The organism is Brevundimonas kwangchunensis, from assembly GCF_039523815.1.
GTDB lineage: Bacteria > Pseudomonadota > Alphaproteobacteria > Caulobacterales > Caulobacteraceae > Brevundimonas > Brevundimonas kwangchunensis.
This window is the reverse complement of record NZ_BAAAGA010000002.1, coordinates 25,706-38,674: the sequence shown is the minus strand read 5'-3', so window position 1 is coordinate 38,674 and position 12,969 is coordinate 25,706. Positions and strand designations below refer to the sequence as shown.

The 12,969-nt window shown below is 66.8% G+C and carries 16 protein-coding genes and 1 tRNA gene; 7 read left to right on the top strand and 10 right to left on the bottom strand.

Going from position 1 to position 12,969, the window contains the following annotated elements; all coding sequences use genetic code 11:
- The first annotated feature begins 89 nt into the window (after window positions 1-89).
- Window positions 90-1,232, top strand: a complete 1,143-nt coding sequence (locus ABDZ95_RS05085) for an N-acetyltransferase (RefSeq protein ID WP_343791341.1) — start codon at window positions 90-92, stop codon at window positions 1,230-1,232.
- 4 nt (window positions 1,233-1,236) lie between these two features.
- On the opposite strand, the gene mscL is transcribed toward ABDZ95_RS05085, so the two are convergent.
- The 5 genes from mscL to aroA all read right to left on the bottom strand — a co-directional run bounded on the left by mscL (window position 1,237) and on the right by aroA (window position 6,001).
- Window positions 1,237-1,656 carry a large-conductance mechanosensitive channel protein MscL gene (gene mscL / locus ABDZ95_RS05080; protein WP_343791339.1) on the bottom strand — a complete coding sequence of 140 codons (420 nt, stop codon included), beginning with the start codon at window positions 1,654-1,656 and terminating at the stop codon, window positions 1,237-1,239.
- An 18-nt stretch (window positions 1,657-1,674) separates the two neighbouring features.
- Window positions 1,675-1,959: an integration host factor subunit beta gene (locus tag ABDZ95_RS05075; RefSeq protein ID WP_343791337.1), complete on the bottom strand. Its 285-nt coding sequence runs from the start codon at window positions 1,957-1,959 to the stop codon at window positions 1,675-1,677.
- Window positions 1,960-2,188: 229 nt separating this feature from the next.
- The gene (gene rpsA, locus ABDZ95_RS05070) at window positions 2,189-3,889 is read right to left on the bottom strand and encodes a 30S ribosomal protein S1 (RefSeq protein ID WP_343791335.1); all 1,701 of its coding nucleotides are present in this window, start codon (window positions 3,887-3,889) and stop codon (window positions 2,189-2,191) included.
- Window positions 3,890-4,049: 160 nt separating this feature from the next.
- Window positions 4,050-4,700, bottom strand: a complete 651-nt coding sequence (cmk, locus tag ABDZ95_RS05065) for a (d)CMP kinase (protein ID WP_343791333.1) — start codon at window positions 4,698-4,700, stop codon at window positions 4,050-4,052.
- On the bottom strand, window positions 4,697-6,001 hold the full coding sequence (aroA, locus tag ABDZ95_RS05060; protein WP_343792277.1) for a 3-phosphoshikimate 1-carboxyvinyltransferase: 1,305 nt from the start codon (window positions 5,999-6,001) through the stop codon (window positions 4,697-4,699). Before aroA ends, cmk begins: the two co-directional genes overlap by 4 nt.
- 133 nt (window positions 6,002-6,134) lie before the next feature.
- Here aroA and ABDZ95_RS05055 point away from each other — a divergent pair, with 133 nt between their 5' ends.
- From ABDZ95_RS05055 to ABDZ95_RS05035, 5 genes are all read left to right on the top strand, one after another.
- Window positions 6,135-6,596, top strand: coding sequence for a TIGR02300 family protein (locus ABDZ95_RS05055; protein WP_343791331.1), 462 nt, complete (start codon window positions 6,135-6,137; stop codon window positions 6,594-6,596).
- Between the two features lie 201 nt (window positions 6,597-6,797).
- Window positions 6,798-6,873 (top strand) — tRNA-Ala (locus ABDZ95_RS05050).
- Window positions 6,874-6,965: 92 nt separating this feature from the next.
- The gene (locus ABDZ95_RS05045) at window positions 6,966-7,403 is read left to right on the top strand and encodes a DoxX family membrane protein (protein ID WP_343791329.1); all 438 of its coding nucleotides are present in this window, start codon (window positions 6,966-6,968) and stop codon (window positions 7,401-7,403) included.
- Window positions 7,404-7,497: 94 nt separating this feature from the next.
- Complete coding sequence (locus tag ABDZ95_RS05040; protein ID WP_343791327.1) at window positions 7,498-7,917, top strand: Hsp20 family protein; 420 nt, start codon at window positions 7,498-7,500, stop codon at window positions 7,915-7,917.
- 82 nt (window positions 7,918-7,999) lie between these two features.
- On the top strand, window positions 8,000-8,257 hold the full coding sequence (locus ABDZ95_RS05035) for a DUF1150 domain-containing protein (RefSeq protein WP_343791325.1): 258 nt from the start codon (window positions 8,000-8,002) through the stop codon (window positions 8,255-8,257).
- 234 nt (window positions 8,258-8,491) lie between these two features.
- On the opposite strand, the gene ABDZ95_RS05030 is transcribed toward ABDZ95_RS05035, so the two are convergent.
- The 3 genes from ABDZ95_RS05030 to rpoN form a co-directional block, all read right to left on the bottom strand.
- A complete protein-coding gene (locus ABDZ95_RS05030; RefSeq protein WP_343791323.1) occupies window positions 8,492-8,956 on the bottom strand; it encodes a PTS sugar transporter subunit IIA in 465 nt (154 codons plus the stop codon).
- 66 nt (window positions 8,957-9,022) lie between these two features.
- Window positions 9,023-9,688, bottom strand: a complete 666-nt coding sequence (gene hpf, locus ABDZ95_RS05025; protein ID WP_343792275.1) for a ribosome hibernation-promoting factor, HPF/YfiA family — start codon at window positions 9,686-9,688, stop codon at window positions 9,023-9,025.
- A gap of 86 nt (window positions 9,689-9,774) precedes the next feature.
- Window positions 9,775-11,280 (bottom strand): RNA polymerase factor sigma-54, encoded by a 1,506-nt coding sequence (gene rpoN, locus ABDZ95_RS05020; RefSeq protein ID WP_343791321.1) that lies wholly within the window; start codon window positions 11,278-11,280, stop codon window positions 9,775-9,777.
- Window positions 11,281-11,452: 172 nt separating this feature from the next.
- Between rpoN and ABDZ95_RS05015 the strand changes: the two genes are divergently transcribed.
- Window positions 11,453-12,211, top strand: coding sequence for a DUF805 domain-containing protein (locus ABDZ95_RS05015; protein ID WP_343791319.1), 759 nt, complete (start codon window positions 11,453-11,455; stop codon window positions 12,209-12,211).
- On the opposite strand, the gene ABDZ95_RS05010 is transcribed toward ABDZ95_RS05015, so the two are convergent.
- Window positions 12,208-12,555: a DUF2200 domain-containing protein gene (locus ABDZ95_RS05010; protein WP_343791317.1), complete on the bottom strand. Its 348-nt coding sequence runs from the start codon at window positions 12,553-12,555 to the stop codon at window positions 12,208-12,210. The genes ABDZ95_RS05015 and ABDZ95_RS05010 overlap by 4 nt on opposite strands.
- 35 nt (window positions 12,556-12,590) lie before the next feature.
- The coding region (locus ABDZ95_RS05005) for an ATP-binding cassette domain-containing protein (protein WP_343791315.1) at window positions 12,591-12,969 on the bottom strand (379 nt) is incomplete at its 5' end.

The window sequence follows — 12,969 nt, the reverse complement described above, 5'->3', positions numbered from 1 at the left end:
GAGTCAAATTCTGAATCCGGACAGTCCACTGGTCCGGTCCATGCAACGCCGCATTCAGACAAGCCTGAGCCTCCCGGAACGAGACAGCCGTGCCGATCCGCATCCTCGACGAAACCGACTATCCCGGCGTGCAGGCCCTGCACCGCGCCGTGGGCTGGCCGGCGCGGTCGCTGGCGGGCTGGCGGTGGCTGCACGCCAATCCAGCCCGCGCGGAGATCGACGCCCCGGCTGGCTGGGTGATCGACACCGGCGACGGCGAACTGGCCGGCCACGTCGGCAACCTGATCCAGCGCTTCCAGCACCGGGGTCGGACGCTCTATGGCGCTACCGGCTTCTCGATCATCGTCCTGCCCTCGGCGCGCGGGCAGGGTCAGCGGATCATCCGCACCTTCCACACCCAGAAGGGCCTGTTCGCCCGCTGGACCTTCAACGCCAATGTCGTGTCCCAGCCACTCTACGCCCGGCACGGCATGATCCCTTGGCCCGAACAGACTCATGCGCTGAAGCTGGGCTGGCCGGTCGCGCCTCTGCCGTTGATCGCCGGCAAGGTGCTGAAAACCCTGCACCGCCTCGCGCCCGACACCGTTTCCCGGCTGGACGAGCAGTTGATGAACGACCGCCTGGGTCGCGCGGTGCGCCTGGCCCTGCCTCAGGGTGTCTCCCTGCTGGAAGACATCGCGGACGCCTCGCCCTACGGCGCCTTCTGGACGGCTCTGGCCTCGGAAGACCGATTCCTGTCAGACCGCAGCCCGGCGACCCTGCGCTGGCGTCTGGCCGATCCGGACCAGACCCAGGCGCCGCTGCTGCTGGCCGTGGAACGCGACGGCGCGATGGTCGGCTATGCGATGGCGCAGATGGCCAAGGGCAATACCCTCGAACCGCCGGTGCTGGAGATCGTGGATCTGGAGGCCTTGGCCGAACATGCCGAGGCCGTGCCGCTGCTGATGACGGCGCTGAAGGGCGCGGCGAAACAGCTGGGCGCGGCCAAGCTGCGCCTGCCGGTCGTCTCGCCGCTGCAACTGGCTCGCCTTGGCGCCTTCGCGGACAGCGCCCGGCGCGAGGGCGGCTGGGGCCACTGTCACGTGATCTTCGAGCACGAGGCGGCACATGAGGCGTGGTCGCCCACGCCATGGGACGGCGATCAGGGGTTCTGCCTGCGTCCGGTGCCGTTGACGCAAGGCGCACGCGAGCGTCGGCCGCTGGTCGCGGCCTCCAGCCACTCCAAAGCCTGAGGGATCAGGCCTTCGGGCGAGCCTTCAGTTCGTCGCGGATCTCGATCAGCAGGGCTTCGGTCGGCGTGGGGCCGGCGGGCGCGGCTTCAGGCTCGGCGGCCTTCTCGCGCTTCAGCTTATTGATCAGCTTCACCATCATGAAGATCACCCAGGCCACGATCAGGAACTGGATCAGGGTGTTGATGAAGGCCCCGTACTCGATCGATGCCGGATCACCGGTCGGATTGGTCGGGTTGATCGGCAGGGTGTACTTCAGCGCCGAGAAATCGACTCCGCCGATCAACCAGCCGATGGGCGGCATGACGATCTGTTCGACCAGGCTGGTGACGATCTTGCCGAACGAGGCGCCGATGATGACGCCGACCGCGAGGTCGATGACGTTGCCGCGCGAAATGAATTCCCGGAACTCGCCGAAAAGGCTCATCAATCGTCTCCTGTAGGCTTAGTCGGTGGCGTTCAGTCGCTCGCGCAGTTCCTTGCCGCTCTTGAAGAACGGTACGGCCTTGGCCGGAACATCGACCGCCTCGCCGGTGCGCGGATTTCGCCCGGCGCGCGCCGGACGCCCGCGAACGGAGAAGGCTCCGAAGCCGCGAAGCTCCACCCGACCGCCATCGCCCAGTGCATCGACCATACGGCCCAGCACGACGTTCACCACGCGCTCGACCTCTGCATGGGTCAGGTGCGTGTTTTCACTGGCGAGCTTCTCGATCAGCTCGGACTTGATCATCTGGCCCCCGCCCTGTTCAGCCCACCCCGGGCACATACGGGTGCATCCATGAGGGGATGCAGACCCCACCCTAACCCTCGCGCGGCACGGGAAAAACCCCCTGCATTCCGATTTCTGGCGCAAATGTTGGCCGTCGTACATAGCGACGTTCGCTGTTTACCAAGGAAAAAGGCGGCCGGATCGCTCCGGCCGCCTTTCCTCAGGTTGAATCGCCGGTGGCGAGAGAACCTTACTCCTTGTTGCCGGCGTTCTTCAGCGCGGCGCCGAGGATGTCGCCCAGCGAGGCGCCCGAGTCCGACGACCCGAACTGCTCGATGGCTTCCTGTTCGTCCTTCATCTCGAGCGCCTTGATCGAGACGGAGACGCGGCGCGAGGCCTTGTCCACGCCGGTGACCATGGCGTCGACGCGGTCGCCGACCGAGAAGCGCTCGGTGCGCTGCTCGTTGCGGTCGCGCGACAGGTCCGACTTGCGGATGAACGACGTCGCCGGAGCGTCGTCTTCACCGAACTTGACCTCAATGCCGCCGGTCTCGATCGCCGTCACGGTGACGGTGATCTGCTGACCCTTCTTGAAGGTGTCGCCTTCCATCGGATCGCCGCCGAGCTGCTTGATGCCCAGCGAGACGCGTTCCTTCTCGACGTCGACGTCCAGGACCTTGGCCTTGACGGTTTCGCCCTTGCGGTAGCGCTGGATGGCTTCCTCGCCCGAGACGTTCCAGTCCAGGTCCGACAGGTGCACCATGCCGTCGATGTCGTTGTCCAGGCCGATGAACAGACCGAACTCGGTGGCGTTCTTGACTTCACCCTCGACGGTAGAGCCGATCGGGTGAGCGGCCACGAAGGCATCCCACGGGTTGTCCTGGGCCTGCTTCAGGCCCAGCGAGATGCGGCGCTTGGAGGCGTCGACGTCCAGCACGACCACGTCCACTTCCTGCGAGGTCGAGACGATCTTGCCCGGGTGGACGTTCTTCTTGGTCCACGACATTTCCGAGACGTGCACCAGGCCCTCGACGCCGGCTTCCAGCTCCACGAAGGCGCCGTAGTCGGTGATGTTGGTGATGCGGCCCGACATCTTGGCGCCGACCGGATACTTGGCTTCCACGCCGTCCCACGGGTCGGCCTGCAGTTGCTTCATGCCCAGCGAGATGCGCTGCGTGTCCGGGTTGATCTTGACGATCTGGACCTTGACGGTGTCACCGACGGCGAGGACCTGCGACGGGTGCGAGACGCGCTTCCACGACATGTCGGTGACGTGCAGCAGGCCGTCGATGCCGCCCAGATCGACGAACGCACCGTAGTCGGTGATGTTCTTGACGACGCCTTCGCGAACTTCACCCTCTTGCAGCTGGCCGACCAGCTCCGTGCGCTGTTCGGCGCGAGCTTCTTCCAGGATGGCGCGACGCGACACGACGATGTTGCCGCGCGGACGGTCCATTTTCAGGATGGCGAAGGGCTGTTCCTTGCCCATCAGCGGAGCGACGTCGCGCACCGGACGGATATCGACCTGCGAGCCCGGCAGGAAGGCCGAGGCGCCGCCCAGGTCGACGGTGAAGCCGCCCTTGACGCGACCGACGATGGTGCCGTTGACCGGTTGGCCGTCGGCGAACACGACTTCCAGCCGGGTCCAGGCTTCCTCGCGACGAGCCTTGTCGCGGCTGATGACCGCTTCACCCAGGGCGTTCTCGACGCGCTCCAGGTAGACTTCGACGTTGTCGCCGACCTTCGGGATGACGGCGCCTTCGCCGATGCCGAATTCACGGGCCGGGATACGACCTTCGGTCTTCAGACCGACGTCGATGATCAGGATGTCCTTTTCCATGCCGACGACGCGGCCGTGGACGACCTGGCCTTCGCCGAGGTCACGGCCCTGAAGGGTTTCGTCGAGCAGCGCCGAGAAGTCGTCGCGGGTAGGGGTGAGGGTATCGGTCATGTAACTCTGGGGTTGGAGAAAAAGGGCTCGGCGCGCAGCCGGGCGGCCACGCGCAAAGTGGAGATGTCAGAAAGGCAGGTCGTCGGGACGCGAGGCCTGAAAAGGCAGCCAGAACGCCCGCGGCTATCGAGGGTGGGAGCGTTGGATTTGCGATCCGGGCCTAAAGGCCGTGTTTCGCGCGCGCCGCCTCGACGATACGGCGGGCCGCATCGAAGGCCGCCTCTATACCCATGTCGGTCGTATCCAGCAAGACGGCGTCTTCAGCCTGCACCATGGGCGCCGCGCCCCGCCCGGCGTCCCGCTCGTCCCGTTTGACGATGTCGGCCAGCATGGCCTCGAAAGCGATGTCCTGCCCCCGCGCGGTCAGCTGCTTCCAGCGCCGGGTCGCGCGCACTTCCGGCGTGGCGGTGATGAACAGCTTGGCCGGGGCCTCTGGCGCGATGACCGTGCCGATATCCCGCCCATCCAGAACCGCCCCGCCCGCTTGCGCCGCGAACGCCTTCTGGAAGGCCAGCAACGCCGCGCGCACGCCGGGATAGCCCGCGATCCGGCTGGCGGCCTCGCCCGCCTCGCCGCTGGTCAGCCTGTCGGTGTCGGTCAGATGGCTGGCGTCCAGCTTCAGCGCCACCGTCTCGGCGAACGCCGCATCATCCAGCGACCCGCCCGCATCCAGCACGCCCACGCCGACGGCCCGGTACAGCAGACCCGTATCCAGATGCGGCAGGCCATAGGTCTGCGCCAGCCGCGCCGCGATCGTCCCCTTGCCCGAGGCGGCCGGTCCGTCGACGGCGATGATCAGGGAAGCAATCATTGGCCTGCCGCGATATCGGCCCCGAGGCCATTCATCAACTCGACAAAACCCGGAAAGCTGGTCGCGATCATGCCCGGCTCGTCCACCGAGATCGGCTCGGCCGCCGCCAGTCCCAGCACCAGATGGCTCATGGCGATGCGGTGGTCGTGGGCGGTTTGCACCGTCGCCCCGCCGCGCACCACGCCGCCGGTGACGATGAAGCCCTCCGGCTCCTCCTCGACTTCGACCCCACAAGCGCGAAGGCCCGCAACCATCAGGGCGATGCGATCGCTCTCCTTGACCCGCATCTCGCCAACGCCACGCATGACCGTCTGCCCCTCGGCGAAGGCTGCGGTGGCTGCGAGGATCGGATACTCGTCGATCATCGAGGCCGCGCGATCCTCCGGCACGACCACGCCCTTCAGCGTCGAGTGACGCGCAGTGATGTCGCCGACCTCCTCGCCCCCGGCCATTCGCCGATTCGAGATCGTCAAATCCGCGCCCATCTCCAGCCAGGTGTCGAACAGGCCGGTGCGCAGCGGATTCAGCATCACCCCCTCGACCGTCACCTCCGATCCCGGAACGACCAGCCCCGCCGCCAGCGGGAAGGCCGCAGAGGACGGATCGCCGGGCACAGACACAGCCGTCCCCGTCAGTGGCTGTCCGCCCTGCAGCGACACCACCCAGCCCTCGCCCCCGGGCGTCACATCCACCTCGGCCCCGAAGGCCCGCAGCATCCGCTCGGTGTGATCCCGGCTCTTCTCCGGCTCCTCGACCGTCGTCACACCGTCGGCGTTCAGCCCGGCCAGCAGGATCGCCGACTTCACCTGCGCGGAGGCAACCGTCTGCACATAGTCGATGGACGTCAGCGATCCGCCAGACAGCTCGACCGGCAGCCGGTCCTCGGCCGCCTGCCACCCGAACCGCGCGCCCATCTGCTCCAGAGGCCCGGTCACCCGCTTCATCGGGCGTTTTCGCAGCGAGCCATCTCCGTCGAACGTCACCGTGATCGGATATCCGGCCGCCGCGCCCATCAGCAGGCGGACCCCGGTGCCCGCGTTGCCGCAATCGATGACGTCGGCCGGCTGGCGGAACCCGCCCTGCCCGGTCACGCGCCAGTGTCCCTCGCCAAGCCTTTCCACTGTCGCGCCAAAGGCCTCGACCGCCCGCGCGGTGGCCAGAACGTCATCGCCCTCCAGCAGCCCCTCGACCTCGGTCACGCCTGTCGCCATCGCGCCAAGGATCATGGATCGATGCGACATGCTCTTGTCGCCCGGAGCCCTGACGACGCCTTTCAGGGCGGGGCTGCGGCGGGCGGTCAATTGCGTGGGGTTCGTCACCCGGCGGTCTCCGAAGTCGAAATCCGGCACGGGTGGCGCGGAGAACGCTTTTGACAGCGGCCCCAAGGGGTGGCAAGGGAGCCGCCCGAATTCCCCCTGATGCGAGAGGCGCCCCGTGGCCGATCCCCAATTGGGCCAAAAGCAGGTCTGTCCGAACTGCCAGGCCAAATTCTACGACCTGAACCGTCGTCCCGCACACTGCCCCAAGTGCGCCACGGACTTCGATCCGGAAGAAGCCATCAAGCTGCGCAGCCGTCGCGGCCGTCCGGCCGGCTATCCGGCCGATGACGAGGCCGAGGATCAGGTCAAGGACAAGTCGGCCGACGGTGACGAGGACGAGGACGAAGCCGTCTCGACCCCGGAAATCGACGAGGAAGGCCACGAGCCGATCCTGACGCCCGACGATGACGACGACTCCCCGACCGACCCGACCGAAGAGCCGGGCATGGGCGAAGCCGGCGACGACGATGACGACATCGGCGACGACGACGACGATGACTCGGTGCCGTTTATCGAGGACGAGGACGACGACTCGTTCGAGGACGACCTCGTGAAGCCCGAGAAGGACGAGGACTGACTGAAATCGGGGTGAAAAAGCGCTGATATCGGTGACTTCAGCTTTGTTTTTTCACCCCTTTTCACCTCCGATGTAAGGAAGTGAAAAATAATGCGGAACCGGGCTTGATCACCAATCGGGCCTGACATAGGTTCCGCCGCCTTGACGGGGGGCCACACCAATACCCCCGCCGGACCGGCCCGAGGTTTCGACCGAAGGTTTGGGGCTTTAGCTCAGTTGGTAGAGCGCTTGCATGGCATGCAAGAGGTCAGCGGTTCGACTCCGCTAAGCTCCACCACGAAGGCCCCGCAGGAAACTGCGGGGCCTTCTCCATATGTGGCCTTCCCCTCCGGTTTCGGTCACGCTCCACGCAAACGCGGGGAGGACGCGATGATCGACAGGCTGATGCTTCCGGGGCTGGCGCGCGGGGACGGCGTCGCCTTCGCCCTGCTACGGCTCTACCTCGGCGGCTTTCTGGTCTGGGGCGTGTGGGACAACATCGTCTCTGCCGAGCGGATCCCCGAGTTCGAGACCTTCCTCACCGGCCTGAACTGCCCCATGCCCGCGATCGCCGCGCCGATGTCCGTCTGGGCCCAGCTCCTGATCGGCCTGCTGTTGATCCCGGGCCTGTTCACCCGCATCGCCGGCCTGTTGCTGGCCGTGAACTTCGCCGTCGCCATCTGGCTGCTCAGCGGTCTGCAGGCCCCGGGCGAAGCTTTGGCGCGCGAACTGTTCGGCCCGATGATGTGCGTGCTGGCCGGACTGGTGTTCGCGACCCATGGCGGAGGCCGGCTGTCGGCCGACACGGTGGTGTTCGACAGGCGTTGAACCGCGGCCGTTCAAGCCCCATCTTGGGCCTGTCGACGCGCCGCCGGTTTCGGGACGCGGGACGATAGATCGCTCGCTTCGGGGGCAGACTGACGTGACCACGCGAACCATCCTGTTCGACAGCCCTTTCCTGCTCGGCTTCGACCACACCCGGGCCTTGATCGACCGGGCCGCCCGCGCCGCGGGCGACAGCTATCCACCCTACAATGTCGAGCAACGCGGCGAGCGCGCCGTGCGCATCACCTTGGCCGTCGCCGGCTTTGGTCCCGACGATCTGGCGATCACCCTCGAAGGCCGACAGCTGACCATCGCCGGCAAGCGCGAGGACGGCGGGCAGGATCCGCAGGCCTTCCTGCATCGCGGCATCGCCGGCCGCGGCTTCGTCCGCAGCTTCGTGCTGGCCGACGGTCTGGAGGTCGACGAGGCGAAGCTGGAGCACGGTCTGCTGCACGTGGAGCTGAGCCGCCCCGAGGATGTTCCGGCGGTCCGCCGCATCCCTATCACCGCGGCCTGATCGCCACGGTTTCACGGCCGCCGCGAAAGGGGCCGAACCCGGACGCCCGACGGGCGTTGGTACAGAGTAAGGAGGCGGTCAAATGACGCCCGAGAAGATGAACACCAAGGATTTCGCCGATCTCGGCGCCCCCGACCTGGTCTATGTGCGCGAGATCCGCGCCGCCGAGGTCATCGAGGACGTACCCGTCTCCGCCATTCGCGGCCTCGACGTCGATCCTGACGCGACCCTCTACGCCGTCCACGGCGCCGACGGCGAGCGTCTCGCCGTCATGCTGGACCGCGAGACCGCCTTCGCCACCGCCGTCGCCCACGAGCTGGAGCCGGTGTCGGTTCACTGATTAGGTGCCGGTTCATCACAGCGGGCATGGCGACCCACAGCGAACACGACGGCAACGGCACTCGGAACATCGCTCACGGGCCACAGTGACCAACACCCTCCCGGTCGCTTCGCGACCCATCATTTCTCTGCTTACCGCAAAGGCGCGACAGTTCGTACAGGCGCGGGTACGCCGTGCCCGCTGTGAGCCCGCGGTGGTCGCCGTGATAAACCTTTAGCCGTCCTCAGGAAGCCGTCAGGCCGCCGCGGGCGCCGTGTCCCGCACAAACAGCGCCCGGATCGCATCGGCCGTATGGGCTTGACGCAGACGTTCGCGCATCTCCGACGACCGCAGGGCGCGCGACACGGCCGCCAGCGCCCGCAGATGCTCTGCCCCCGCAGCAGGCGGCGCGAACAGGGCGAACATCAGATCCACCGGCTGGTCGTCGACAGAGCCATACGCCACAGGCGTATCCAGACGCACGAAGACGCCCGTGACGCGAGCCAGGCCGGGCACGCGGGCATGCGGAACCGCCACGCCCGAACCCAGTCCGGTCGAGCCCAGCGCCTCACGCTCGAGCAGCGCCTCAAGAACGCGCTCAGTCGTCAGACCCAGCGTTTCCGCAGCCACATCTGCGACCACGTGCAACGCCTGACGCTTGGACGACGCACCGCCGCGCAGAACGACGCCGTCGTCCGCCAGCAACTCACCGATGTCCATTCGAACCCCGACTCAATCCCGGATTGGGCGGGCGCCGTGTAGACGACCCGCCCTTCCATGGGAAGACTATGACTTGTGACCGTTTGACGAACCGTTCCCGTTCAGGGACACGCCGCGTCGTTCGGGGTCGATCCAGCCGACGTTTCCGTCCGGCCGGCGGTACACCACGGAGATGCCGCCGTGCGCTGCGTTGCGGAACACCACGACCGGGTATCCGGTCATGTCGAGCTCCGCGACCGCGCGTCCGACCGTAATGGTGCGGATCTCGGCCTCGGTCTCGGCAATCACCATACCGAGGGGCGGCGGTTCGTCCGGACGGCCCGCCTCGCCGAAGGTTTCGTCCTCGACGGTGTCCGGGTTCCGCAGCACGATGCTGCGGGCCACGTCGCGGGCGGCGTCTTCGGTCTTCTCCGGAGACATGCGCTTCGGACCTATGTGGTGATCCTTCAGACGACGCTTGTATCGTCGGACCCGCTTCTCGAGCTTGTCGAGAGAATCCGAGAAAGCGCCGTGTGCGTCGCCGCCAAGACCGGTGGTTACGATGGACTGTCCCGAGGCCAGGCGGACCCAACAGTCCACCTTGAAACCGTGACCGTCCTTGGAGACGACGACCTCGGCGTCCTGTGCGCCGCGTTCGAAGTACTTTCCGATCCCGTCTTCGAGTTCCTGGGAGATGCGCGAGCCTAACGCTTCGCCGACATCCACGTGCTTGCCGCTGACTTGGACTTGCATGTCGATAGAACGCGACCGATGCGTTTTGGTGTCAACGACGAACACCGAATTCGACAGTCACGCTTGCGCGATTGGTCGCAGGGAAGTCAGCCGGCCTTGAGCAGCCGCTTGCGGTCCACCGACGAGGGAATCCGCAGCGCTTCCCGATACTTGGCCACGGTCCGGCGCGCGATATCGATACCCGCCTCCTTCAGCAGTTCGACGATGCGGTCATCGGACAGAACGTCGCCGTCGCGGCCTTCGCCGTCGATCATCGACTTGATCCGGTGCCGGACGGCTTCGGCCGAGTGCAATGCCCCGCCGTCGGACGACTGGATCGCCGCCGTGAAGAAGAACTTCAGCTCGAACACGCCGCGCGGGGTCGAGACATACTTGTTGGATGTCACCCGGCTGACGGTCGACTCGTGCATGCCGATGGCGTCGGCGACGGTCTTGAGATTCAGGGGCCTCAGGAACTCGACGCCAAAGGCGAGGAAGGCGTCCTGCTGGCGCACGATCTCCGACGCGACCTTCAGGATCGTCTTCGCGCGCTGATCCAGCGACTTCACCAGCCAGCTGGCCTGGGCCGCGCAATCGGCGACGAAGGTCTTTTCCGTATCCGACCGCGTGCCGGCCGAGACCACGCCGTGATAGCGCTTGTCCATGATCAGCCGCGGCAGGGTGTCCGAGTTCAGCTCCACCTTCCAGCCGCCGGCCGGATCGGCCCGCACATGCACGTCGGGAATGACCGTCTGGGCCGGCTCGCCGCCGAAGCCCGCACCGGGCCGGGGCGTCAGCGCCTTGAGCTCGGCGATCATCTCCACCAGATCCTCGGCGTCCACGCCGCAGACCTTGCGCAGCCCGGCGAGATCCCGCTTCGCCAGCAGATCCAGATTGTCCAGCAGGGCGTCCATCGCCGGATCGAACCGGTTGCGCTCGATCAGCTGCAGCTTCAGGCATTCGGGCACAGACCGGGCCATCACGCCCGTAGGCTCGAAGCCGTGGCAGGCCGCCAGCACCGCCTCGATCCGCTCGACCGGCACGCCCAGGCGCTCCGCGACCTCGCCCAGTTCGCCCCGCAGATAGCCGCCCTCGTCGACCATATCGATCAGGGTCAGGGCAATGCCGTGGTCCGACGCCGAGAAGCCGGCCTGTGACGCCTGCGCCTGCAGATGTTCCCACAGCGTGGCATCGCGCGTATCCGGCTGCTCCCGCCCCTCGCCGTCCGGCAGACCACCGCCGGAGCCAGCGCGCGACCAGTCGGTAAGCCCGGGTTGCCCGTCCTCCATCCGGTCCGAAGTTCGCTCGCCCGGCGCGGCATCGCCATAGACGTCATCAGAACGGGCATCGACCGCGTCGCCCGCGTCGCTCGCACGACCGTCCTCGAAACTCATTTCCGCGCGGTCGGCGGTCTCGATGCGCTCGGGGGTCGGATCGGACGCTTCACCCGGCTCCGCGTCCTCACGCTGCAACAGCGGATTGCGCTCCAGCTCGGCCTCGACGAAGGCTTCCAGCTCGAGGTTCGACAATTGCAGCAGCTTGATCGCCTGCTGCAGCTGGGGCGTGATGACGAGCCCCTGCCCCTGCCTGATTTCGAGCCTTTGTCCGAGCACCGCGGTCCCTATCCGGCCGTCTGGCCCGAAACTTGCTGACGGCCACCTTGTGGCCGAAGCAGTTAACGGACGCCGAACATCATCACGGCGTTCGCCTTAACCATTGCCGTTGGCGAGCTTTTCACTGATTTCGCGCACAGGTGGTCCGAACTCGCGACGTTGGGGCCGCCGCATGCTGATGTTCCGTCCGTTGATCCGCTACGCCGTCTTCACGGGCCGGGCCAGTCGCTCAGAGTACTGGCTGTTCATGCTGTTCTACAGCGTCGTGACCGGCGGCAGTCTGGGCATGTCCATTGCGGCATTCGGCAATCCCGACGCGAGCGCCGCCCTGAAGGGCTTCTCCACCTGGTTCGGAATCTTCTGCCTGATCGTCGTGGCGCTCTGCCTGCCCACCTATGCGGTCCTCGTTCGCAGGCTGCACGACATCGGCAAATCGGGCTGGTGGATACTCCTCGTCGCACCGGGGGCCCTTTCCCCGATCCTGATGAGCCAGACGCTGGCCGGTGCGGTGGCGGCCGGCGCCGGCGACGGTGCGGGCGGCGCGGCGATCGTACAGGCCTTCGCGCAGATGGGTCTGATCATGGCGGTCGGCGGACTCTGCAACCTCATCCTGTTCATCATGACCCTGCTGCCCGGCACGAAAGGTCCCAACCGCTTCGGCCCCGATCCTCGCGATCCCGACGCGACGGACGGCGGCAGTCGCCGGGGTCTCTATGACGACGACCACATGGATGCGGCGATCGCGGCGGCGAAACGCGAGCGCGAGGGTGAGTACAAGCCGATCTTCGACTTCGGACCGGACGCCGCGCCGGCTCCGGTCCGTTCGGAACAGGCCCCGCCGGTCGAGACGCCCCGCGCCGTCGACTGGGGTCGCCCGGCCTGGGACCCGGGCATAGCGCCCAGCCGCCCCTTCGGCCGCCGCGGGGCCTAGGCGCGCAGGATCTTCTCCATCGGCCGCCCCTTGGCGATCTCGTCGACCAGCTTGTCGAGGTAGCGGATCTCCCGCATCAGCGGGTCCTCGATCTCCTCGATGCGCACGCCGCAGATCGTGCCGGTGATCTTGTCCCGATTGGCGTTCAGCGCCGGCGCCTTGGCGAAGAAGGTCTGGAAATCGGTCTTGTCGGCCAGATGCCTTTCCAGCTGACCCTGCGAAAAGCCGGTCAGCCACAGAATGACCTGATCGACCTCGGCCTTCGTCCGTCCCTTCTTCTCCGCCTTGGCGACGTAGTGAACGTAAACGCTTGCGACGCTCATGGCGTAGATACGGTGGGTCATGCGGCGCTCCTCTTTTCTCGGGCGCGCCCGCGGCGTCAGCCGTACATGTCGCCCAGATAGACCCGGCGGACTTCCGGATCGCGGATCACGTCCTCGGCCTTGCCCTCGAACAACACCGCCCCGCCCGAAATGATCGAGGCGTGGTCGATGATCTCCAGCGTCTCGCGGACGTTGTGGTCGGTGATCAGCACGCCGATCCCCTCGCCCGCCAGATAGCGAATGACCTGCCGGATGTCGGCGATGGCCAGCGGATCGATTCCGGCGAAGGGTTCGTCCAGCAGCATGAAGCTCGGCTTGCCCGCCAGCGCCCGTGCGATCTCGCACCGCCGCCGCTCGCCGCCCGACAGGCCCGAGGCCGGAGCGTGGCGCAGATGGTCGATACGCAGTTCGTTGAGCAGGCGGCTGGTCTCCTCG

Coding starts and splice junctions, on each gene's coding strand:
- mscL (WP_343791339.1), bottom strand. CDS start 1,656: ATGAGCCTTTTCGGCGAGTTCCGGGAATTCATTTCGCGCGGCAACGTC.
- ABDZ95_RS05075 (WP_343791337.1), bottom strand. CDS start 1,959: ATGATCAAGTCCGAGCTGATCGAGAAGCTCGCCAGTGAAAACACGCAC.
- rpsA (WP_343791335.1), bottom strand. CDS start 3,889: ATGACCGATACCCTCACCCCTACCCGCGACGACTTCTCGGCGCTGCTC.
- cmk (WP_343791333.1), bottom strand. CDS start 4,700: ATGATTGCTTCCCTGATCATCGCCGTCGACGGACCGGCCGCCTCGGGC.
- ABDZ95_RS05045 (WP_343791329.1), top strand. CDS start 6,966: ATGATCGACAGGCTGATGCTTCCGGGGCTGGCGCGCGGGGACGGCGTC.
- ABDZ95_RS05035 (WP_343791325.1), top strand. CDS start 8,000: ATGACGCCCGAGAAGATGAACACCAAGGATTTCGCCGATCTCGGCGCC.
- ABDZ95_RS05030 (WP_343791323.1), bottom strand. CDS start 8,956: ATGGACATCGGTGAGTTGCTGGCGGACGACGGCGTCGTTCTGCGCGGC.
- hpf (WP_343792275.1), bottom strand. CDS start 9,688: ATGCAAGTCCAAGTCAGCGGCAAGCACGTGGATGTCGGCGAAGCGTTA.
- ABDZ95_RS05015 (WP_343791319.1), top strand. CDS start 11,453: ATGCTGATGTTCCGTCCGTTGATCCGCTACGCCGTCTTCACGGGCCGG.
- ABDZ95_RS05010 (WP_343791317.1), bottom strand. CDS start 12,555: ATGACCCACCGTATCTACGCCATGAGCGTCGCAAGCGTTTACGTTCAC.